The organism is Janthinobacterium sp. GW823-FHT01H08 (assembly GCF_058797855.1).
The window spans coordinates 6,085,906-6,109,701 of record NZ_CM179504.1; the positions used below are offsets into that span (position 1 = coordinate 6,085,906).

Annotated in this window: 10 protein-coding genes, 2 tRNA genes and 4 rRNA genes; 1 reads left to right on the plus strand and 15 read right to left on the minus strand. The window is 59.5% G+C overall.

Translation table 11 applies throughout. The features are described 5' to 3' along the window. Positions 1-76: 76 nt before the first annotated feature. From AC3RCG_RS27390 to AC3RCG_RS27460, 15 genes are all read right to left on the minus strand, one after another. A 16S ribosomal RNA gene (locus AC3RCG_RS27390) occupies positions 77-1,607 on the minus strand. A gap of 408 nt (positions 1,608-2,015) precedes the next feature. Next, on the minus strand, positions 2,016-3,095 hold the full coding sequence (locus tag AC3RCG_RS27395) for a tartrate dehydrogenase (protein ID WP_492405691.1): 1,080 nt from the start codon (positions 3,093-3,095) through the stop codon (positions 2,016-2,018). A 40-nt stretch (positions 3,096-3,135) separates the two neighbouring features. Further along, positions 3,136-4,626 carry a DUF3482 domain-containing protein gene (locus AC3RCG_RS27400; protein WP_070223770.1) on the minus strand — a complete coding sequence of 497 codons (1,491 nt, stop codon included), beginning with the start codon at positions 4,624-4,626 and terminating at the stop codon, positions 3,136-3,138. Continuing rightward, the gene (locus AC3RCG_RS27405; RefSeq protein WP_492405693.1) at positions 4,623-6,101 is read right to left on the minus strand and encodes a DUF2868 domain-containing protein; all 1,479 of its coding nucleotides are present in this window, start codon (positions 6,099-6,101) and stop codon (positions 4,623-4,625) included. The genes AC3RCG_RS27400 and AC3RCG_RS27405 overlap by 4 nt, the downstream gene beginning before the upstream one ends. A 62-nt stretch (positions 6,102-6,163) precedes the next feature. Then, on the minus strand, positions 6,164-6,853 hold the full coding sequence (locus AC3RCG_RS27410) for a phosphatase PAP2 family protein (RefSeq protein ID WP_492405695.1): 690 nt from the start codon (positions 6,851-6,853) through the stop codon (positions 6,164-6,166). 337 nt (positions 6,854-7,190) lie between these two features. Further along, positions 7,191-7,303: ribosomal RNA gene (gene rrf / locus AC3RCG_RS27415) — 5S ribosomal RNA — on the minus strand. Positions 7,304-7,442: 139 nt separating this feature from the next. Then, positions 7,443-10,332 (minus strand): 23S ribosomal RNA (locus AC3RCG_RS27420). Positions 10,333-10,569: 237 nt separating this feature from the next. Then, positions 10,570-10,645, minus strand: a tRNA-Ala gene (locus AC3RCG_RS27425). Between the two features lie 107 nt (positions 10,646-10,752). Continuing rightward, positions 10,753-10,829 (minus strand) — tRNA-Ile (locus AC3RCG_RS27430). A gap of 100 nt (positions 10,830-10,929) precedes the next feature. Next, a 16S ribosomal RNA gene (locus AC3RCG_RS27435) occupies positions 10,930-12,460 on the minus strand. The 16S, 23S and 5S rRNA genes sit together here with 2 tRNA genes alongside, the layout of an rRNA operon. Before the next feature lie 392 nt (positions 12,461-12,852). Then, entirely contained in the window at positions 12,853-13,581 is a 729-nt protein-coding gene (locus AC3RCG_RS27440) for a YfaP family protein (RefSeq protein ID WP_070224745.1), read from the minus strand. Between the two features lie 29 nt (positions 13,582-13,610). Beyond that, positions 13,611-15,302, minus strand: coding sequence for a DUF2300 domain-containing protein (locus tag AC3RCG_RS27445; protein WP_492404945.1), 1,692 nt, complete (start codon positions 15,300-15,302; stop codon positions 13,611-13,613). Next, a complete protein-coding gene (locus AC3RCG_RS27450) occupies positions 15,302-19,843 on the minus strand; it encodes an alpha-2-macroglobulin family protein (protein ID WP_492404947.1) in 4,542 nt (1,513 codons plus the stop codon). The genes AC3RCG_RS27445 and AC3RCG_RS27450 overlap by 1 nt, the downstream gene beginning before the upstream one ends. Beyond that, the gene (locus AC3RCG_RS27455; protein ID WP_492404949.1) at positions 19,840-20,505 is read right to left on the minus strand and encodes a DUF1175 family protein; all 666 of its coding nucleotides are present in this window, start codon (positions 20,503-20,505) and stop codon (positions 19,840-19,842) included. The genes AC3RCG_RS27450 and AC3RCG_RS27455 overlap by 4 nt, the downstream gene beginning before the upstream one ends. Further along, entirely contained in the window at positions 20,502-22,109 is a 1,608-nt protein-coding gene (locus AC3RCG_RS27460; RefSeq protein ID WP_492404951.1) for a DUF2138 family protein, read from the minus strand. Before AC3RCG_RS27460 ends, AC3RCG_RS27455 begins: the two co-directional genes overlap by 4 nt. Positions 22,110-22,244: 135 nt before the next feature. Here AC3RCG_RS27460 and AC3RCG_RS27465 point away from each other — a divergent pair, with 135 nt between their 5' ends. Then, positions 22,245-23,765, plus strand: a complete 1,521-nt coding sequence (locus AC3RCG_RS27465; RefSeq protein ID WP_070310273.1) for a B12-binding domain-containing radical SAM protein — start codon at positions 22,245-22,247, stop codon at positions 23,763-23,765. Positions 23,766-23,796: the final 31 nt, after the last annotated feature.

The window sequence follows — 23,796 nt, forward strand, 5'->3', positions numbered from 1 at the left end:
TTTCTTCTTTGACTAACAGCCGATAAGTGTGAACATTTGATGCGTGAACCAGTTACCTGATTCGTGCAAACTCTAGAAAGGAGGTGATCCAGCCGCACCTTCCGATACGGCTACCTTGTTACGACTTCACCCCAGTCACGAATCCTACCGTGGTAAGCGCCCTCCTTACGGTTAAGCTACCTACTTCTGGTAAAACCCGCTCCCATGGTGTGACGGGCGGTGTGTACAAGACCCGGGAACGTATTCACCGCGACATGCTGATCCGCGATTACTAGCGATTCCAACTTCATGCAGTCGAGTTGCAGACTACAATCCGGACTACGATACACTTTCTGCGATTAGCTCCCCCTCGCGGGTTGGCGGCGCTCTGTATGTACCATTGTATGACGTGTGAAGCCCTACCCATAAGGGCCATGAGGACTTGACGTCATCCCCACCTTCCTCCGGTTTGTCACCGGCAGTCTCATTAGAGTGCCCTTTCGTAGCAACTAATGACAAGGGTTGCGCTCGTTGCGGGACTTAACCCAACATCTCACGACACGAGCTGACGACAGCCATGCAGCACCTGTGTACTGGTTCTCTTTCGAGCACTCCCCAATCTCTCGGGGATTCCAGCCATGTCAAGGGTAGGTAAGGTTTTTCGCGTTGCATCGAATTAATCCACATCATCCACCGCTTGTGCGGGTCCCCGTCAATTCCTTTGAGTTTTAATCTTGCGACCGTACTCCCCAGGCGGTCTACTTCACGCGTTAGCTGCGTTACCAAGTCAATTAAGACCCGACAACTAGTAGACATCGTTTAGGGCGTGGACTACCAGGGTATCTAATCCTGTTTGCTCCCCACGCTTTCGTGCATGAGCGTCAATCTTGACCCAGGGGGCTGCCTTCGCCATCGGTGTTCCTCCACATATCTACGCATTTCACTGCTACACGTGGAATTCTACCCCCCTCTGCCAGATTCTAGCCTTGCAGTCTCCAATGCAATTCCCAGGTTGAGCCCGGGGATTTCACATCAGACTTACAAAACCGCCTGCGCACGCTTTACGCCCAGTAATTCCGATTAACGCTTGCACCCTACGTATTACCGCGGCTGCTGGCACGTAGTTAGCCGGTGCTTATTCTTCAGGTACCGTCATTAGCAAGAGATATTAGCTCTCACCGTTTCTTCCCTGACAAAAGAGCTTTACAACCCGAAGGCCTTCTTCACTCACGCGGCATTGCTGGATCAGGCTTTCGCCCATTGTCCAAAATTCCCCACTGCTGCCTCCCGTAGGAGTCTGGACCGTGTCTCAGTTCCAGTGTGGCTGGTCGTCCTCTCAGACCAGCTACTGATCGATGCCTTGGTAGGCTTTTACCCTACCAACTAGCTAATCAGATATCGGCCGCTCCACGAGCATGAGGTCTTGCGATCCCCCACTTTCATCCGTAGATCGTATGCGGTATTAGCGTAACTTTCGCTACGTTATCCCCCACTCCAGGGTACGTTCCGATATATTACTCACCCGTTCGCCACTCGCCACCAGAGCAAGCTCCGTGCTGCCGTTCGACTTGCATGTGTAAGGCATGCCGCCAGCGTTCAATCTGAGCCAGGATCAAACTCTTCAGTTTAATCTCTGTTACTTTGCCATTTTATTGGCACCGTCATTGCTGACGGGTCGCTCACTCAAAAAACTGACAGGCCACTACTTTCGTAGCGCCTATTTCATTATTTCTTGTGAACATTTGATATATTTTAAGTTAGACGCCAATCCGAAGATTGGCGCTGCACTTACATCAAATGCCCACACTTATCGACTGTTAATTGTTAAAGAACTGTATTCGGTTACTGCTTACGCGCTATCGACAAAGCGTTGTGTTTGTCAGCTGCGAAGAAGGAAGAGTATGAAGCGTTTCGACTAATTCGTCAACCTTCTTTTTTGCCGTTTGCTACTGCATCCGGCTCCCTCTGTTTCGCTAAAACCACTGCGTCTCATTGGGGAGGCGAACTATAGCAAAGCCACTCAAAGGCGGCAAGCTTTATTTCAGCAATTCGGCAACCGCCATGCCCACATCGGTCGTACTGGCGCTGCCGCCCATATCCGGCGTACGCGGACCATGCTCGAGCACCCGCTCGATGGCGCGCACAATCGCGTCATGCGCCGCCGTGTAATTGGCATCGCCATTACCGAGGAAGTCCAGCATCATGGCGCCCGACCAGATCATGCCGATCGGGTTGGCGATATTCTGGCCATAGATATCGGGCGCGGAACCGTGCACCGGCTCAAAGACGGAGGGGAATGTACGCTCCGGATTGATATTGGCCGATGGTGCGATGGCAATCGTTCCCGTGCACGCAGGTCCCAGGTCAGACAATATGTCGCCAAACAGATTCGAAGCGACCACCACGTCGAAACGTTCGGGACTCAATACAAAGCGAGCCGCCAGGATGTCGATATGGTATTTATCCCAGCAGACATCGGGAAAGCTCGGGCCCATCGCTTCCACCCGTTCATCCCAATACGGCATGCTGATGGCAATGCCATTCGACTTGGTCGCCGATGTCAGGTGTTTTTTAGGCCGGCTTTGCGCCAGCTCAAACGCATACTTCAGGATGCGGTCGACGCCTTTGCGCGTAAACACGGATTCCTGCAGCACCATTTCGCGCTCGGTCCCCTCGAACATGCGTCCGCCCACGGATGAATATTCTCCTTCCGTATTTTCACGCACCACATAAAAGTCGATATCACCCGGCTTTTTATTCGCCAGCGGACATGGCACGCCCGGCATCAGCCGCACGGGACGCAAGTTGACGTATTCGTCGAATTCACGCCGGAACTTCAGTAATGAACCCCACAGCGAGATATGATCGGGCACCTTGTCCGGCCAGCCCACGGCGCCAAAATAGATGGCGTCGAAATCCTTGAGCTGCGCGAACCAGTCCGAGGGCATCATTTGCCCGTGTTCCAGGTAATAGTCGCAATTGGCCCATGCCATCGTCGTAAACTGCAGGTCGATATTGAAACGGTGGGCGGCCGCTTCAATTACACGCAAGCCCTCCGGCATGACTTCATTGCCAATGCCGTCACCGGCGATGACGGCGATTTTATGTATGCTCATGGAGGAAACCCTGTTGGAAATAGACGATGGAAGCCCGTATTTACATCTGCTGCGTCACGTCCGGGTACAGACGCGCCAGCACATCGGCAGTGATTGCCGTGATGATGGGCTGCACACATTCGGCAGCCAGTTCATTAGACTTCGCGCGGCGCACCTCTTTCCATAACTCGACCAATGCGCTCTCATGACGCGCCACCGCCTGCTCGACTTCATCCTGCCAGAAGGCCGGCGCCTCGCTTTCGACAAAGTTGCCGCGGCCACGGCCAAAGTGCGCCACCGCCAGGTAACGCAGCACGCCCGCCACCACCAAGGTGCGCAGGAAGGCATCGGTAAATTGCATCGTGGGCTCGTTGCGGTCCGTTCCGGAATTAAAGCCCCAGGCTGCGCCCGCAAACGTCAACGCACCAACCACACCGCCAAGCAGGGCGCCCGTGCCCAGGGTCAGGCCGCCGGAAATCAGGTCGGCCGACAGCCCTGTCGCCGCACCGGAAATCATCGCGCCCAATAGCCCGGCTTGCGCCTTGTCGATCGGCGCGCGCACGGCGAAGTTCTCCCGTATCCGGCTATTGATCTTATGCGCGTCGGTCGGGTCGAGTTTGTGCAGGATCAAAAGCTCACGCGTGGTGATACCGCTGTGCGCATTAAGCCGCGCCACCAGGCTGGCCATGGCCTTTTCCTGGCGTTGCTGCTCTGCGTTCTTGCCTATGCCAACGACCTGCAAGGCCGATTTCAGCAGCCCCTTAGAGGCGGGCTCGATGGCTTCGCGATCCTGCCCGGCCACCGCCAGTTGCGTGGCCAGCAAGTGCATCGCCTGCCGGAAACGTGCCGTATTCTGCTCTTGCCAGGCAGCAAACAAACGCGCATAGCCTGCTTGCTGCGACTGCGGCAACAATTTACCCACAGCTTCGTAAAACACGCGTTCATGCACCCAGCAGCGGGCAAAGGCATCGAGCGCCAGGACATCGCGCACGATTGGATACTGCTGCAAATGCTCGCGCCAGCGCGCCTGCTCGCCGTGTTCCTCATTCCCCGGACGCGGCGGCCCCATCTGATTGAGCAAGACCACCACAGGCTTATCCAGCCAGGCGAGGATTTTCATTTCCGCCGGCAAGTAGCCCGCATCCTTCGGATGTTCCGAGGAATTCACCAGGTACAACACCACGTCGGCGGAGTCCTTGGCCGTGCGCAGCGCCTGCTGGCTGAGCCAAAACGGGCGGTCGCGATAACGGTCCAGCACTTCACGCAGAAACCAGCCGATGGGATTGCCTGACTGGCCCAGGCGCTTGAGCAGACGCACGGAGTCGCCAAAGCCGGGCGTGTCCCACAATTGCAAAGCATCACCCTGTGGTGTGGCCAACAAGGTATGCGATTCGGCAAACACAGTTACGTGGGCAGCGTCGCGCACTTCGCCCACATCCACGCCCACGAGGGTACGCGCGAGTGTCGTCTTGCCATTATTCGTGTGCGAAATCAGCGCAAACTGAATCTGCACCGCGTCATCTTGCACATCTTTATTCACGTTCACACTCATGCTGTTGCCGATACTTTCAAGCCGACACCGGCATCAAGCGGGTGCAAGGCAGGGTTGAGCAGATTGACCACGGTGGCCGTGGCTTTATGGAACTGGCAAAACTGCTGCCACAAGGCGACCCGTTCCGCCAGACGCGCGCCGTTATCCGCCTGCTCGCCCGCGCGCTCCAGGTAGCTGGACTCGTCGATCAGGACAGCGATGCCGCGCGCCGACGATTGCACCAGGTAATCGAGGAAGGCCCCGTGATTTTCCTTTTCCGGCGTCGCTGTCAGATTGAACAGCACGGCCGTGATATTGACTTGTGGATCGTTCAAGTCCGTGTCGCGCAAGACGTCCTGCGGCTCTTCGCCATACGACGTTGATGGACGCAGCATCATGCGCCCCTGCTCGCCAAACAGCATGAGGGCGATTTGCCCCAGACCCTTGTGGCGTGCCTCATCGACAGTAAAGCTGTAGGGCAAGACGCGCAGCATGCCGCCCGTGGCCACACCGATGCTTTCATTAAGCTTGCGGAAATACGGCTGATCGAGATCCAGCGGAAACTGCCTGGCCAGGCGCGCGGCGCGCCAATTATTGACCAGGGCCAGGATCAGGCGGGGGACGACCACCAGCAGGAAAATCGTCGCCGCATACAAATGCACCCAGCGTGCGCCGCCTTCGACGGTCGTCGTTTGCGGGAAGCGCAGCGCTTCGATTTCCGCCAGCGAAAAACCTTGTAAGTGAAACAGGGCAATGGCCGGCGCAAACAGGGTCGACAGCAGGCTGTGCACCTGGCCGGCATTCAGAAACGTGCTTTCCCAGCCGGCCGCGTATTGCGACAGAAAACCGCGCGCATACAACGAGGCGACGGCGCCAATGGCAAACATGGCAGCGCTCAAGTGGATGGTACGGCCCAGGCGCGCGGCCGTCAGCTTGGCGCTCAAATGCGCCCACTCGCCCATGAAACTGAGCAAGCCCGAAGACAAGGCGTGCGGCAGTTTGCGCGGCAAGGCAAGGCGCCCTACGCTCAGGTGGCGCACCAGCCCCGCTTTCGGCCAGCCGAGCGAGTGCGAAGGGATGCATAGCCAGATCAGCAAGCCCAGGTAGACCAGCACATTCCAGGCGATGATCAGCAGCAAGGGCGCCGACAGCAAGTCGACGCGATGGGGGTCCGTTATACGGTCCAGTCCGGCGCCCAGCAGCAAAGCCAGCAGGGGCAAGGCCAGCGCCATGGTCTTCATGCCGTTGCGACGCTTCGCGAAAGCAGCGAAGGCGGGAGTGCGCTCGGTGATGCGCTTGAGGATCAGCTCGGAACGCTGCTGCAGGAAATCGTCACCCGTGACTTCGGCCTGCTTGCCCGAAGCTTGCCACTGCGCAAGCTCACGCGCACTGCGGCTGGCATACATGCGGTCATCCTCGCTGAGGACTTCTTTTTTCTGGTCGGCCGTCTCGATAGCACGGACCAATACCACTTCTCTCGCAATCTGCTCGTTCATGGTGCTCCTGTTTTTGTATGAAACGACAACTCGACAGGCAGATTGTGACGTACTTTCGTGTTTCAGGCCAACGCGTCCTCGGCCCGGAACAAATGATGCAGCAGATAGATCAGGAAAGCAGCAATCCAGGCAGACCACAAGGTGTGTGTAAAGAATTGCGTACCTTGCAACTGTTGCTGCCAGCTTGCCGCCAAACCGCACAGCAGCATGACGCAAGCGAGCAGCAGCGCCGTGCGTGGTCGCCCGGGCAGACAGAACAATGGCAAGGCCAGCATCCACCAGGCAGTGTTCGCCTGGGTAGCAGGCAGGCATGCCATGGCAGATGCGCTGGCTGGCAATGTTTCCAACAGGCGCGTGTACGGCTCCAGTCCACCATAACGCAACAAATCCGTGGGACAGGGCACGTCGCTGAAGGAAGAGAGCAAATAGATGCTTAGCGGCACGAAGATAGCCGACAGCGCCACCACGCGCAAGGCGCTGCGACGCGAAGCAAGCCAGGCCAACGGACGCAAGGTGTCCCACACGGTCAGCCCGATCATGACGGCGCCAAGCAAGATCATACCGATCTGAAAACTGCGCGCCCACACGCTGTCAGCGCCGACAAATTGTCCACGCGCACCGTCGAACATACTGTCGGCAATCATGAGGTCGAGGTTGCTGTAATTACCGATCCAGAGTATCAGCATGGCCGACAGCATCAGGATGCTATCGATGCCTTTGGGAGTTTTGACGAGTTTAAGCTTGGCCAGCATGGGTGCACACGTTACTTGATGAGAATGGACGTCATCGTACAGTGTCAATATGAAGAGAACATGACGGTGCCCGCCGTTCACAACATGTGGTGATAAATGACAAAGGCAGCGCGCGGCGCTGCCTTTTTTTCGCCTGCTGAACAGCCGGGGTCAGCCCCCCCTCACACTGACCGTCAATCGGCGGATCGGGCAGGTCGGCGTAGGTCGGCTTAGCGCAGCGTCAGCCGACAACCACCCGCGGCGCCCCGCAAAACCGCCAGACGAAAAAAAACCCGACCATTGCTGATCGGGTTTTTCTCAAGAAACCACAGCCAAAGGCTGTTGCTTCAAATAACAAGCCTGACGATAACCTACTTTCACACTGGTTGCAGCACTATCATCGGCGCAAAGTTGTTTCACGGTCCTGTTCGGGATGGGAAGGGGTGGGACCAACTTGCTATGGTCATCAGGCATAACTTGTACCGGCATTTGTCCTCAGTGGAGCGACAAAGCCATGAATCTGGAAGAAGCAAAGATCGGGGTAATGAATGGTAGTATCAACACACACGCAACGTTGTACCGTCTTATCCTCTGTACCTGCTAAGGTTATAGGGACAAGCCGTACGGGCAATTAGTACTGGTTAGCTTAATGCATTACTGCACTTCCACACCCAGCCTATCAACGTCCTGGTCTCGAACGACCCTTCAAAGAGCTCAAGGCTCTGGGAAATCTCATCTCAAGGCAAGTTTCCCGCTTAGATGCTTTCAGCGGTTATCTCTTCCGAACTTAGCTACCCGGCAATGCCACTGGCGTGACAACCGGTACACCAGAGGTTCGTCCACTCCGGTCCTCTCGTACTAGGAGCAGCCCCCTTCAAATTTCCAACGCCCACGGCAGATAGGGACCAAACTGTCTCACGACGTTTTAAACCCAGCTCACGTACCACTTTAAATGGCGAACAGCCATACCCTTGGGACCGGCTACAGCCCCAGGATGTGATGAGCCGACATCGAGGTGCCAAACTCCCCCGTCGATATGAACTCTTGGGAGGAATCAGCCTGTTATCCCCAGAGTACCTTTTATCCGTTGAGCGATGGCCCTTCCATACAGAACCACCGGATCACTATGTCCTACTTTCGTACCTGCTCGACTTGTCAGTCTCGCAGTTAAGCACGCTTATGCCATTGCACTATCAACACGATGTCCGACCGTATCTAGCGTACCTTCGAACTCCTCCGTTACACTTTAGGAGGAGACCGCCCCAGTCAAACTGCCTACCATGCACTGTCCCCGATCCGGATAACGGACCAAGGTTAGAACCTCAAACAAACCAGGGTGGTATTTCAAGGTTGGCTCCACGAGAACTAGCGTCCCCGCTTCAAAGCCTCCCACCTATCCTACACAGATTGGTTCAAAGTCCAATGCAAAGCTACAGTAAAGGTTCATGGGGTCTTTCCGTCTAGCCGCGGGTAGATTGCATCATCACAAACATTTCAACTTCGCTGAGTCTCGGGAGGAGACAGTGTGGCCATCGTTACGCCATTCGTGCAGGTCGGAACTTACCCGACAAGGAATTTCGCTACCTTAGGACCGTTATAGTTACGGCCGCCGTTTACTGGGACTTCAATCAAGAGCTTGCACCCCATCATTTAATCTTCCAGCACCGGGCAGGCGTCACACCCTATACGTCCACTTTCGTGTTTGCAGAGTGCTGTGTTTTTATTAAACAGTCGCAGCCACCAGTTTATTGCAACCCTTTCACCCTTCTGGAGTAAACCAGTCAAGCTACCGGGGCGTACCTTTTCCCGAAGTTACGGTACCAATTTGCCGAGTTCCTTCTCCCGAGTTCTCTCAAGCGCCTTAGAATACTCATCTCGCCCACCTGTGTCGGTTTGCGGTACGGTCTCGTATGACTGAAGCTTAGAGGCTTTTCTTGGAACCACTTCCGATTGCTTCGTGAACAAGTTCACTCGTCCCATCCCCTTGAATTCCGCGCCCGGATTTGCCTAAGCGCCTTCTATGAGACAGAAACTGACTATTCCAACAGTCAGACAACCTTCCGCGATCCGTCCCCCCATCGCATCATACGACGGTGCAGGAATATTAACCTGCTTCCCATCAGCTACGCATCTCTGCCTCGCCTTAGGGGCCGACTCACCCTGCTCCGATGAACGTTGAACAGGAAACCTTGGGCTTACGGCGTGGAGGCTTTTCACCCCCATTATCGCTACTCATGTCAGCATTCGCACTTCTGATACCTCCAGCATCCTTTACAAGACACCTTCGCAGGCTTACAGAACGCTCTCCTACCATATATATCTGTGATAAATCACAGAACAATATCCGCAGCTTCGGTGACTGGCTTAGCCCCGTTACATCTTCCGCGCAGGACGACTCGATCAGTGAGCTATTACGCTTTCTTTAAATGATGGCTGCTTCTAAGCCAACATCCTGACTGTTTTAGCCTTCCCACTTCGTTTTCCACTTAGCCAATCTTTGGGACCTTAGCTGGCGGTCTGGGTTGTTTCCCTCTTGACGCCGGACGTTAGCACCCGACGTCTGTCTCCCAAGCTCGCACTCATCGGTATTCGGAGTTTGCAATGGTTTGGTAAGTCGCAATGACCCCCTAGCCATAACAGTGCTCTACCCCCGATGGTGATACTTGAGGCACTACCTAAATAGTTTTCGGAGAGAACCAGCTATTTCCAAGTTTGTTTAGCCTTTCACCCCTACCCACAGCTCATCCCCTAATTTTTCAACATTAGTGGGTTCGGACCTCCAGGGCGTGTTACCGCACCTTCATCCTGGCCATGAGTAGATCACTTGGTTTCGGGTCTACACCCAGCGACTGATCGCCCTATTCGGACTCGATTTCTCTACGGCTTCCCTATGCGGTTAACCTTGCCACTGAATGTAAGTCGCTGACCCATTATACAAAAGGTACGCAGTCACGGAACAAGTCCGCTCCTACTGTTTGTATGCACACGGTTTCAGGATCTATTTCACTCCCCTTCCGGGGTTCTTTTCGCCTTTCCCTCACGGTACTGGTTCACTATCGGTCGATTACGAGTATTTAGCCTTGGAGGATGGTCCCCCCATATTCAGACAGGATGTCACGTGTCCCGCCCTACTTGTCGTACGCTTAGTACCACCGGTCCGATTTCACATACGGGGCTATCACCCGCTATGGCTCCTATTTCCAGAGGATTCTGTTATCGGTCCGACTATCACGTACAGGCTCTTCCCATTTCGCTCGCCGCTACTTTGGGAATCTCGGTTGATTTCTTTTCCTGCAGCTACTTAGATGTTTCAGTTCGCCGCGTTCGCCTTGCATACCTATGTATTCAGTATGCAATACCCTAAAAGGGTGGGTTGCCCCATTCGGAAATCTGCGGATCAAAGTGTGTTTGCTCACTCCCCGCAGCTTATCGCAAGCTACTACGTCCTTCATCGCCTGTAATCGCCAAGGCATCCACCATGTGCACTTATTCGCTTGTCCCTATAACGTTAGCCTCTTCATTCTTTCAAACGAAAAGAGCGCTACAGGGATAAGAAAGTACAACGTTGTTGCTTGTTTGTTGATACATACAATCATTACCCATCGATCTGCGTTTTACGGCAAACCGATCAATAAATAATCTTTACTTCTTCCAGATTGTTAAAGAACGAAACAGCTTTGATCGCTAAAAGATCAAACCTAAACCTGACTGGCTTACGTTTGCACTTTCAAAGTACTTGGTGGAGGATGACGGGATCGAACCGACGACCCCCTGCTTGCAAAGCAGGTGCTCTCCCAGCTGAGCTAATCCCCCTATGGGTCTTGCGTGGCTTTGACCTCTAAAAATCATCTGGCTTTGCCAGTGGTTTTTAGCTATCAACCAAACGAAAGTAGGTTTGTACTTTCGTTTGACGCTTTTACTGGTAGGGCTGGTTGGACTCGAACCAACGACCCCCGCGTTATCAACACGGTGCTCTAACCAGCTGAGCTACAGCCCCAACGCGGAACTTCTACGACTACTGTTTCTTCTTTGACTAACAGCCGATAAGTGTGAACATTTGATGCGTGAATCATTTACATGATTCGTGCAAACTCTAGAAAGGAGGTGATCCAGCCGCACCTTCCGATACGGCTACCTTGTTACGACTTCACCCCAGTCACGAATCCTACCGTGGTAAGCGCCCTCCTTGCGGTTAAGCTACCTACTTCTGGTAAAACCCGCTCCCATGGTGTGACGGGCGGTGTGTACAAGACCCGGGAACGTATTCACCGCGACATGCTGATCCGCGATTACTAGCGATTCCAACTTCATGCAGTCGAGTTGCAGACTACAATCCGGACTACGATACACTTTCTGCGATTAGCTCCCCCTCGCGGGTTGGCGGCGCTCTGTATGTACCATTGTATGACGTGTGAAGCCCTACCCATAAGGGCCATGAGGACTTGACGTCATCCCCACCTTCCTCCGGTTTGTCACCGGCAGTCTCATTAGAGTGCCCTTTCGTAGCAACTAATGACAAGGGTTGCGCTCGTTGCGGGACTTAACCCAACATCTCACGACACGAGCTGACGACAGCCATGCAGCACCTGTGTACTGGTTCTCTTTCGAGCACTCCCCAATCTCTCGGGGATTCCAGCCATGTCAAGGGTAGGTAAGGTTTTTCGCGTTGCATCGAATTAATCCACATCATCCACCGCTTGTGCGGGTCCCCGTCAATTCCTTTGAGTTTTAATCTTGCGACCGTACTCCCCAGGCGGTCTACTTCACGCGTTAGCTGCGTTACCAAGTCAATTAAGACCCGACAACTAGTAGACATCGTTTAGGGCGTGGACTACCAGGGTATCTAATCCTGTTTGCTCCCCACGCTTTCGTGCATGAGCGTCAATCTTGACCCAGGGGGCTGCCTTCGCCATCGGTGTTCCTCCACATATCTACGCATTTCACTGCTACACGTGGAATTCTACCCCCCTCTGCCAGATTCTAGCCTTGCAGTCTCCAATGCAATTCCCAGGTTGAGCCCGGGGATTTCACATCAGACTTACAAAACCGCCTGCGCACGCTTTACGCCCAGTAATTCCGATTAACGCTTGCACCCTACGTATTACCGCGGCTGCTGGCACGTAGTTAGCCGGTGCTTATTCTTCAGGTACCGTCATTAGCAAGAGATATTAGCTCTCACCGTTTCTTCCCTGACAAAAGAGCTTTACAACCCGAAGGCCTTCTTCACTCACGCGGCATTGCTGGATCAGGCTTTCGCCCATTGTCCAAAATTCCCCACTGCTGCCTCCCGTAGGAGTCTGGACCGTGTCTCAGTTCCAGTGTGGCTGGTCGTCCTCTCAGACCAGCTACTGATCGATGCCTTGGTAGGCTTTTACCCTACCAACTAGCTAATCAGATATCGGCCGCTCCACGAGCATGAGGTCTTGCGATCCCCCACTTTCATCCGTAGATCGTATGCGGTATTAGCGTAACTTTCGCTACGTTATCCCCCACTCCAGGGTACGTTCCGATATATTACTCACCCGTTCGCCACTCGCCACCAGAGCAAGCTCCGTGCTGCCGTTCGACTTGCATGTGTAAGGCATGCCGCCAGCGTTCAATCTGAGCCAGGATCAAACTCTTCAGTTTAATCTCTGTTACTTTGCCGTTTTACCGGCACCGTCATTGCTGACGGGTCGCTCACTCAAAAAACTGACAGGCTACTTCCGAAGAAGTATCCTATTTCATTATTTCTTGTGAACATTTGATATTTTAAGTTAGACGCCAATCCGAAGATTGACGCTGCACTTACATCAAATGCCCACACTTATCGACTGTTAATTGTTAAAGAACTGTATTCGGTTACTGCTTTCGCGCTATCGACAAAGCGTTGTGTTTGTCAGCTGCGAAGAAGGAAGAGTATGAAGCGTTTCGGCTCATTCGTCAACCTTCTTTTTTACCCTGCTTTACTCGGCATTTGCATGCGTCGTTCAGCGAGGGGGCGAATTATAGCCAAGCGACAGCGTGTCCGCAAGAGCCATTTATGGCAAGACGAACGATTTCACCAAGGTCAGCTCGCCGGCGGCCCGCATCGGCACCTGGAAGCTCTGCAGCTTTTCCCGCGGCGTGCCTTCATTGGTGATGATCGACAGGCGGGCGACGGTCAGCATGGCGGTGTTCTCGCCGCTACCGTAGTAATTGACATACGCGTGATAATTGCCCTTCAGGGGTGCCGCGCTGGAAAAGATTTCAGGGCCATAGCCGGTCGTCACGTCCACATCCAGCGCGCCGCCATCTTTCAGGACGCGGTTGCCGTACCAGGCGTGGCCGCCGTCCGGCGTGACCACATGCAGATCAAGATCGGTGCCGGCGCTGTCCCACGACAGCACGATACGCAAGCGCGCTTGCGTCTTGCCCTGGTAGCTGTCGACAAACTGGGTCCGCGCGCGGCTTCTGCCATCGGGCGAGCGCACTTCCACGCTGTTCGAGCCGCTGCCGAAACCATAGGGGCGACCGTAGCTGCCATCCTCCCCCACCTCCATCGGCATCGCCACGCCATTGACCACCAAAGTGGCGGGCTTGCCCTTGACGGCGCCCGCGATACGCCCCCGTATCTGCGCCGTCTCGGCCTGGCCCGGCTGCAGGTTGGCCGACGCGGCGGGATAATTGACCGCTTGCGTGTATTCCTCCTGCGCGCCAGCCGAATTGCGCCAGCCGCCCTTCGGTGCATCGATGGTGACCTGGGCCTGCGCCCATAGTGGCAACAGCATTAGCGGAATCGAGCAACGGATATAAAAACTCACAGGGCCTCCAGGTTAAGGTCGACGAGCCGGCGGGCCAGCCGCTCGACATATTCTTCGTCCTGGCCGCGCGGATGGCGGCGCAGGCCAAGGTGCAAATATTCATGGGCCAAGGTGATCCGGTCTTCGCGCGTGGCCAGCGGGCGCATGAAGATGCGGTTGCGCGACTGTTCCGAATACGGTGCGCCGCTGGACAGGGCGCAGACCAGCGGCGCTTGCGGCGGCGCCTCGTAGCCGGCCTCGCGCAGCAGCACGCGCTGCCAGCGCGGCACGGACCGCGCCAGCCAATCCTCGTTCTGCGCCAGGCGACGGCAACGCACGCCGGTATTGCCAACGGTGCTCAGCGCGCCGCCCGGATAGGCCGCCGCCAGCAATTCATCATAGTGCTTACCCTGTCTGGCCTGCCGCACCGCCTCGCTCCACGCCATCGTGCCCTCCGACGCTTGGTTGCTGTGATAGCGCACGGTGACGCCATCGACGATCAGCTGGTCGGTCCAGCGCGCAATCGCCAGCGCCGCCGGCGTAGCGGGGCTGGGACTGACGCGCTGGGTCGCGCTGCTGTCGGCAATCTGCTGGCAGCCCGCCACCGTCACCGCGTTCTGCTGCAGATACGTGCGCGCGGCAATCGCCAGCGCCTTGGCCGCTTCCGGCTCATTCGCGCTCGCTTCGCGGTCGAGCACGCGCGCCACATATTCATTGACGCCGAAACGGCCGCGCAATTGCGGGCGGCCTCCCTGCTCTTGTACCAGCATCAACTCGCCGCTGCTGCGCAAGGCCAGGTTCTGGCCATTTTCGAACCGAACATGGTAGCGGCCATTCAGCGGGCCGGGCACGGCCACGCCGCGCTCGCCGCGCACGGCACGGATCGGATAGCGCTTGAAGTAATCGACGACCACGCACCCGCCATCGTCGGCCACACCGACTGGCGGCAGACTGGCGGCCAGCCTGGGCGCCCACTGTTCAAAGACATTGCTGCTGCCGCCTGCGCCGCCAAACCAGATCGGGGTGCCATCGGCCAGCCAGCCGGCCGCGCCGCCAATCCGTTCATCTGTCCGGCGCTGCTCGTGCCAGGAATACGTCTTGACGCGCAGCTGGCTGCCGAACCAACGCGCCGTGCCGGCACCGCGTCCATCGAGCACCACGCGCAGCAGCGCCGCTTCGGCGCCCACGCGGCTGGCAGCCGGTATGCTGTCCAGCGCGCGCAGCAGGCTATCCAGCCGTAACAGCCGCCCCGGCGCCAGTTGCGCGGGGTCCGCCAGCCAGGCAAAGTCGCCTGCCGGCGCGCTACCTAAACGGGCGGTCCAGTACCGGCGCCACGGCGCGGCCGCGATCATCAGGCGCCGGGGCGAGAAGAAGGGGCCGCAAGACTGCGCCAGCGCCGCATCGTGGCCGATGCTCTGGCCCGCATCGCAGCAATACACTTCTTCCGGATCGCGGCCGCCGCAGCGGTAGTCGGGCATCGCCACCTTGTTATCGCTCGCGTAGACATATACGAACAGCTTCCACAGGCTGGCCAGCGGCACTTGCCGCGTGCCGTCAAACGGCGGCGAGAATGGCAGCTTGGTGCCGCCCTGGCGCAGCTGGCGCACCTCCATCTTGCCGTCGCGCCACCAGGCCACGTCCAATGAAGCCGACCAGGCAGGCATGGCCAGCAGCATTGCCGCCATCAATGCAGGACGTACAAAGCGCATCACTCGACCTTCAACGCGCGCGTGCTCTTGCCGCCGCCCTCGAAGGCTTTCTGCTCCGGCTGGTACATGCGGTAAAAGCGCGCCGGCGGCAGCACATAACTGCCCTTCTGCGCAAAGCGCAGCAGATGGCGCACGGTCACGGCGCCTTCCAATGGCTCGACCGGCACCGCATAACCGTCGCGGCGCTCCGTGTGACGCGCGCGTTCCAGCGCGGCCGGCTTGTCGCCCGCCATGACCATGCCCCAGGTCGTCGATTCCACCATGGCACCGGGCGGCAGCGCCACCTCCAGCAAGCCAAAGCGGTGCTTCGCACCCGGTGCCGCTTTCAAGGTGATTTCATCGAGGTACAGCGCGTCCGTGCTGAGCGCCTCGCCCGGCTTGACCAGCTCCGTCGTGTAGCCGCCCTTGCCCGCCTTCATGCGCAGGATGCGCCGTTCGACGGTGACCGGCAAGGTCTGCGCTTCGGCGGCATAGCTGTCGTACTGCACCACGGCCACCGTGCCGGCCGGCGCCGGGGCGGCGAGACGCAGTTTGTCAGGCACGCCCTTGGCGTCAAGCCAGCGCCACAGCGGATGGCCGCTGCGGCTGTCGCGTTTCTGCCAGGCGCCGTCCAGCGCGACGGCCGGCCCCTTGCCGAACGATGCGCCACCCAGCTTCTTCTGCACCCACATCAACGTCATCGCGCGGTCCAGGGTCGGCATCTCGGCGCGCACGCCGGCCAGCACCGCGTCCGCCTGCGATGGCGGTATTTCGCCGGCCAGCATCAGCAAGGCTTGCGCCACTGGCGCTTTGGACTCGCGCAACACCTGCCAGGCGCTGGCCACTTGCAGTTGCAGCCCATGCGGCAAGGCGACGCCATTCTGGCTGGCGACCAGCGCCACCAGGCCAAGGCTCATCGCTTGCGCTTCGCGGTCAGATGCCCCGCCCAGCAGCAGGCTGCCGCTGTCGCCCGCCTGGCGCGGCTTGCCGCCCAGGACGGCGATGGCGCTGTCGTCCACCAGGCCCGCTGCCAATGTCTGCGTGGGCAAGCCCATCTCGCGCGCCATCCACAGCACCAGCGCGCGGTCGCCCATCGCATCCTTCAAGCCATGCTCGCTGTAGACGGCCAGCAGCTTGTTCCAGTGCTCGGGCGGCAGTTCGATGTGCAGCGCGCGCGCCGCGTACCAGTCGGCGTAATAAGCGTACGCCGTCATCAGCGCATTGCCGGCCGTGGCATTGCCCCACCAGCCGAAGACGGCATTCGGACCGGCCATCGAGACCAGGCGCAGGCGCTGCGCCGTGAGCAGCGTTTGCAGGGCGCCGGCGTCCGGCCCCAGGCTTTGCGTGGCCAGCGCCAGCGGAATCAAACGGCTGGCCGTCTGCTCGACGCAGCCATACGGATAGTCGATCAGGTCGTCGGCAATGCGCGCGAACTGGCTGGCTGCTCCTTGAGCGAACGAGACGCGGAGATTGCGCGCGTCGGCCGGCAGCTTGAGCGGCATATCACCGGTCGCGCCATCGAGCGGCAGCACAAGCGAACGCGGGCTGCTCCAGGCGGCGGGCAGGGTTTGCATGGCTGCCTCCAACGCGTCGACCGGCTTGCCGTTCTGTTTCAGCTCCAGGCGCAGCGGCCCGCTAGCGCCAGCAGCGAGCGGAAATTCGACGTAGTTGACGCCCGGTTTGGCGGACAGCTTTTCCGTCTTCGGCTGCGCCCCGCCCGAGAGGACGACGTCGAGCGCCTGCTCCTTGCCCGTCTGGTTGAACACGGCCACCGAGGCGCGCGGCGCATCGCCGGCACGCATCCAGTCGGGCGCCGTCCACTTGGCATAGAAGTTTTTGTCGGAACGCAGATAGGCGGTGCGCTGGCCCACGCGCCCCTGCTCATCCATCGTGCGGCCGGTGATCCTCCAGCGGGTCAGCGCGTCGGGCATGGTGAAGCTCACGCGCGCATTGCCGTTGACATCGGTCTTCAGCGATGGCGCCCAGTAGGCCGTATCGATATTGTCGCGGCGCGGGCGTTCAAGCACCTTGACGCCGCGCTCGTTGTAGTTGTGGCGCGCGGGCGCGCCGGCCGTGCGGCCCTGCGCCATGTCGTAGCTGATGAAGGACAGGCTGGCCGTGGTGCGCACGTTGTTGCGGCGCGGATGGTAGAAGAAGTCGCCGATGTCGGGCGCGATTTCCGGCTGCAGCACATAGATCATTTCATCGACGACGCCCAGCGCCACCATGGTGCTCAAGGGCTTGCCGTCCAGCGTGGCCTTGACGTCCAGCGTGACCTTTTCGCCCGGCTGGTAGACTTCCTTGTCGCTCTTGAACTGCAGCGCGATGCGCGGCTCGATCACTTGCAGGCCGGCGTTCTCGAACACGAAATCGCCATTGCGCGTGTACGCCACCGAGAACGTCATGTTCGGGCCATGCTCTTCTTTTACCGGGATGCGCACTCTCCACTGCCGCGGCGCCACGCGCTTCGCCTGGTACCAATCCGCGGCGCCGGCCATCAAGCCATGGTGTTCCACCTTGTCGCGCTCGAGCGTCAGCAGCGCCTGGTCGACCTTGTCGGAGAAGGTGATCAAGGCTTCCGCGGTATCGCCCGGACGGTAGCGGGCGCGGTCCAGCACGATCTCGATGCTGCCCGGCGTCGTCTGCACGCCATCGCCGGCGACCCAGTGGCTGGCGGCGGCCAGCAGGTTGCCCCGTTCGTCGCGCAGCGCCAGCTGATACGAGCCGGAGGCCGGGAATGTCACGTCCCAGCCCTTGGCAGCCGGATCGAAGGCGCCTTCGGTCTTGCTCTGTTTTTCCAGCTGCACCATCTCCCAGCGCACGGGCTTCGCCGCGCTTTGGCCATCGGCCAGCAAATCGAAATGCACGTTTTGTCCCGGATCGGAAAACTGGCGCACGGCCTTCAGCTGGTAGCTGCTGCTCGAGCGCTCTATCATCAGCTCGCGCGTCGTCTTGACGCGGTAGGCCGCGCCATCGGTTGCCAGCACGGTCAAGATGTAGCGCGACGGATCGGCGGCGGGCGGCAAGGTGAAGTCCACATTGCCGCTGCCGTCGCTCGTCACTTCCTCGGTCTTCAAGGCCACCGGGAACAGGCCGCTGTAGCGCAGCTCCCCCTCGACCATGGTGTTTTGCTGGCCGCGCAAGGACAAGGTCATTTTCGCGTTTTTCACCGGTTTGCCATCGGGGTAGCGCAGCGCGATGCTGCCCTTGACCGCCTCGCCCGTCTTGAATTCCGGTTTCGATGGCTGGACGTTGATTTCAAAATGCGGCTTGACGTATTCGGCCACGCGGAAGGCCGCGCCATACACGCCATCCTTGTAATTGAAGCGCAGTTCATAGCCGCCGGCGGTGGCTTCCGTGGGCAGGCGGAAGCGCGTGTCGGCACCCGTATCGCCGGACAGCTGCAGCGTTTGCGTCAGCAGCGGCGTGCCGTTCGGATTGAGCACGCTCAAGCTGATCGGTGCAGCGCTTGCTGCCTGCGAGGCGCGCGCCGAGGTGAATTCGCGGCCCAGGAATTTGACGTTGACCTCGTCGCCGGGACGGTACAGGGGCCGGTCGGTCACCGCATAAATCTTGGTGTTATAGATTTCGCTGTCATAGTAAAAATTCTCGGACACGAACACGCCGCCGGCGCCGTCCTGGCCCAGCACATACGTGTGTTCAGGGCTGCCGCGCTCGAGCGACGCGACGCCATCAATGCCCGTCACGGCCGACTGCAGCACGCCGGTACCGTCCGTCCACGCCACGCTGGCGCCGGCCACGGCGGCGCTGTTGTCGCGCCGCGCCGTCCATACCAGCATCTGGCCGGAAGAGACCTTGGTGACGGCCACCGTGTCCGACACGAACACCAGGGTGGTGGCGCGGTGCTCGCCGATGATCGCTTCGACCAGGTACAAGCCCGGCTTGCGCTTGCCCAGCGGGATCATCACGTTGCCGGCACCGGCGACGATGAAGTCGCTGCTCGATCCATCGAGCTTGACGCCTTTCGGCGGCGCGATGGCCTTGGCCTGCCAGATCGGATAGCGGAAGCTGTCGACCAGCTCCATGCCCTTGATCGGCTTGTACTGCGGATGATTGGCAAATACGGTCGGCTTGCGGATCGCGTCCTTCGTCGCCAGTTGCGGCTGTTCTTTCGTGACCGCGAGGCGCGCTTCGCCGGAAAACAGCTTGCGCCAGGCCAGGCGCGACTGCTTCCACCAGCTATCCCACAGAAAGCTCAAGGTATTGGCCAGGCCCTCGCCCTGATAATTGCCTTCGACCTGGATGCGGTGCAGATTGCGCTGCTTTTTCAGGAATTCCATCGGCTCGGGCACGCGGTAGACGACAATGTCGGCGCCCGAATACGCTTCCAGGTTCATGCGCCCCATGTCGCGCCCGGGCACCTCGAGCCGCACGCGCGCTTCATCCAGACTGCCGTAGCTGGCGTCCGACAGCAGGAAGAAAGGCTCGCCCTTGAAGGTGCTGTAGTTGCTCGATTCGCGCTGCTGCGCAGAGGCGCCGCCAATGAGGACCAAGGCCAGCAGGCTGGCAAAGAATAGCTTCATGACAAAAATCGGCTTCATGATAAAAACGCCAGCCGGAACACGCCGGCGAAATTCGGATTGTTGACCACAGGTTGCCACCGCGTGTCCTTCCAGCTCGTGAGTTCTTTGATATCGACGGTCCGCAGACCATTGTCGTCGGGGGTGACGGTGCCGGTGTGATAGGCGATGCGCGCGCCCATCCAGACCATCAGGTGCTGTTCGTCGCCCTGGTCGAAAAACAGCAAGTCGCCGGGCAGTGCCTGGCTGATCTCGCGGGCGACGAAGCGGCTGTTGTGCTGCACCAGCGCCAGCGCCGTGACGAAATGGCCGACCTTGCCATCCGTCTGCACCCAGCGGTTGCGCAGGGCTGCCTGGTTCGCGTCCAGTTCCAGCTCGGGCGGCAAGCGCCGGTCGCTGGCGATGCCGTTCGCGTGCAGCCATTTCGCGTCATGCACGGTGAGCGCTTCGTTGACGGCAAAGCGCACCAGGCCGGCGCAATCGCGGTGCGTCCAGCGCGGCGACGGCCCCCGTTCGATCTGCGCGTTGACGATGCGCAGCATCCAGGCCTGGAAGGCGCGGCTCTGGGCTTGCGACAGCAGTACTTGCCCCCCGGCGGCCGCGCGCAGCGCCCAGGCATTGGGTGCGGCGACAGCGGCGACGCACACCGCCAGCGCAGCGCGCCGTCCATGCGACACCGTCATCGCGCCGTCTCCTGCCATTCCAGCGTTTCCCACGACGTGCCGCTGGCTGGCTGCCGCTTGAGCACCATGCGCAGCGGCGGATATTTTTTCAGGGCGTTCAGGCGCGGCACCAGGTGTTCGTTGGCGGCCGCGCGCAAGACCGGTTCGTTATTCGCCGGCAGGGTATCGAAGGCTTCCAGCTGGATCAGGCGGGCCAGCGAGGCCGGCGCGATCAGGCCGATCGTGTGCGCGCCATCGGGCAGCAGGTCGCTGGCGGCCGGCGCCTGCTTGCGGCGCACGGCCAGCACCTGGTCCACCAGCTTGCCGTCGGCCGAGAAGACAACCGTATTGCCGGCCACGGCCAGCGCCGGCGTGGATTGGCCAAGGGCCGTGGCGACGCCGCGCTCCCAGCGAATGGCGCCATCCTTGCCGGTGGTCTTGCGCACGGGGTCCTTGCCGCCGATGGCCGCCGCGAACAGGCTGCCATAGACAGCGTCGTCGCCGGCCTGCGCACTGCGCGTGGCGACAAACACGGGCGTATGCAGGCGCGAACTGCCGTACCAGCAGGCGGCGGCGGGGCCTTGCAAGTGCCCGGCCAGCGGCACCACCGGCTCCGATGTCTTGTCGCCCAGGCGCTTGAGCACGGGCTGCAGCGCGGCCCAGTCCACCGGCACGCTGAAGCAGGCGCTCGGGTTATGCGGCAGCTGCGGCCACAGGGCGCTGCTGTCATACGCACCGTTTTTCAGTTTATCGGCATTGAGCAGCACCTTCGATTGCCAGGCGCCCTGTTGAAAATCGAAGCGCAGCGCTTCGAGCGCGCCAAAGAAGGGCTGGTAGCCGAACGACAGGAAGTCGGCCTTGACGGCGATGCTGTGTCCCTCCGGCGCGGCTGGATCGAGATGGAATTGCGCATGAAAGACGTTTTGTTTCGCCGGCTCTGGTGCCAGCAGGCTGGCCACGGTTTTCTCGGCCGTGCCATCGCCATGCTTGCCGTCGCTGCCACCGTACAGCATGCCGGGATGGGACAGGATGACCAGGCGCTGGCCGTGCGCGGCGAACAGCAAGGTGCGCTGGTAGGCATAGTTCAGCGCATACACGGGCACCTGGCCACCATCGACGCGCAAGCTGCCGGCCACGCGCATCTGCGTATCCTTCAAGGCGATCTTGCCCGCTTCCTCGAGCAGGCGCGTCAGCTGGCTGCGCGAGACGGCGATGGCGAAATGCTTGAGCGAGCCGTCGGCGTCGCGCCACAGGGCCACTTCCGCCGGCTGGTCCAGCACCATGCGCAGCAGCTGGTCGCCCCATCCCAATTCATGTTCATAGGCGATGCGGCGCAGGCTGCCCTTCAGGCCCAGCCGGTCTTCGCTCTGCTCGTAATAGAACAGGAAATCCTCGCGCAGCACGTCGCGCGCCAGCGGCACCGTCAGCAGGTCGCGCGGCAAGGCCGACAGGCTTTTCGTGCGGACCAGCGCGTCGGGCCGCGATAAATCCAGCTTCAGGCCGTTGACCGGCCCCAGCGTGCCCCAGCCGAACACCCGGTAACCGACCAGCGCGGCCGCCACCAGCGCCACGCCGGCCAGTGCCCCGACCAGGACTTTTTTATTGAGTACTTTTTTCGCCAGCACCTTGTATCCCTTTTAGCCTGCCGCAGCATTGACAAGTTAGTAATTGTTGACAAATGGTAACATGGCATTGGCAGCCGCAGCGCACAGCTGACGCGACAGCGTAAAATAGCGGATTCGCCGTTTCCATCGCCTCCCATGACCATCCTGCTCTCCACCCTGAACGCCCGCTATACCCACGCCTCGCTGGGATTGCGCTATCTGCTGGCCAATATGGGCCCGCTGCAGGCGCAGACGCGGCTGCAGGAATTCGTCATCGGCACCAAGACGACGGAACTGGTCGAGCGCATCCTCGTCAACAAGCCCCGTATCATCGGTTTTGGCGTCTACATCTGGAACGTCGAGGAAACCACCAAACTGGTGGCCATGCTCAAACGCGTGGCGCCCGAAGTCATCATCGTGCTGGGCGGGCCGGAAGTGTCGCACGAGGCGGGCGAGCAGGAAATCGTCAAACTGGCCGACTACCTGATCACGGGCTGGGGCGACGTCACCTTCCCCAAGCTGTGCGGCGAGATCCTCAACGGCCCGAAGCCGCTGATGAAGATCCATGCGGGCGTGCAGGCGCCGCTGGCGGAACTGCAGCTGCCCTACTCCTTGTACACCGACGACGATATCCGCCACCGCACGATTTACGTGGAAGCGTCGCGCGGCTGCCCGTTCAAGTGCGAATTCTGCCTGTCGGCGCTGGACAAGACGGCCTGGCCCTTCGCGCTGGAGAACTTCCTGGCCGAGATGGAGTCCCTGCATGCGCGCGGCGCGCGCCTGTTCAAGTTCGTCGACCGCACCTTCAACCTGAACATCAAGACCAGTTTGAAGATCATGCAGTTCTTTTTAGACAAGATCGAGGCCAATCCGGACGATCCCATCTATGCCCACTTCGAGCTGGTGCCCGACCACCTGCCCGACGCCTTGAAAGAAGGCATCAGCAAGTTCCCGCCCGGCGCGCTGCAGTTCGAAATCGGCATCCAGAGTTTCAATCCGGACGTGCAATCGCTGGTCAGCCGCAAGCAGGACAACCAAAAGGCGGCCGACAACATCCGCTGGCTGTGCGAGGAATCGAACGCCCACTTGCACGTGGACCTGATCGCCGGCTTGCCGGGCGAGGATGAAGCGAGCTTTGCGGCCGGTTTCAACAAGCTGGTGGCCCTGAAACCGCATGAAATCCAGTTCGGCATCTTGAAGCGGCTGCGCGGCACGCCCATCATCCGGCATACGGAAAACTATGGCATGGTGTTCGACCCGCACCCGCCATACACCATCCTGGCCAATAAACAGCTCGATTTCATGAGCATGCAGCGCCTCGTGCGCTTCGCCCGCTACTGGGACCTGGTGGCCAACTCGGGCCGCTTCGCCAATACGGTGCAATGGATGCTGGGCGAGTCGCCGTTTGAAAACTTCATGGATTTTTCGAACTGGCTGTACGCCCACACGGACGCCACCCACCGCATCGCCATGGAACGCCTGGCCAAGCTGGTGGCGCAATGGCTGCAGACGCGCGGCATGAGCGCGGCCGAGGCCAATGCCCTCGTGGCCAGCGACTATGCGGGCGGCGCGCAGGCGGCCGCACATGCCAAGCCAAGCGAAGTGAGTACTAGCAACGCCAAGGTGCGCCCGGACGTCGCCCTGCCGCAGCGGCAGGCGCGCCACCTGGCGTCCTGAGGGGCGGGCGATTGAACAGCGGTGGCGGTCT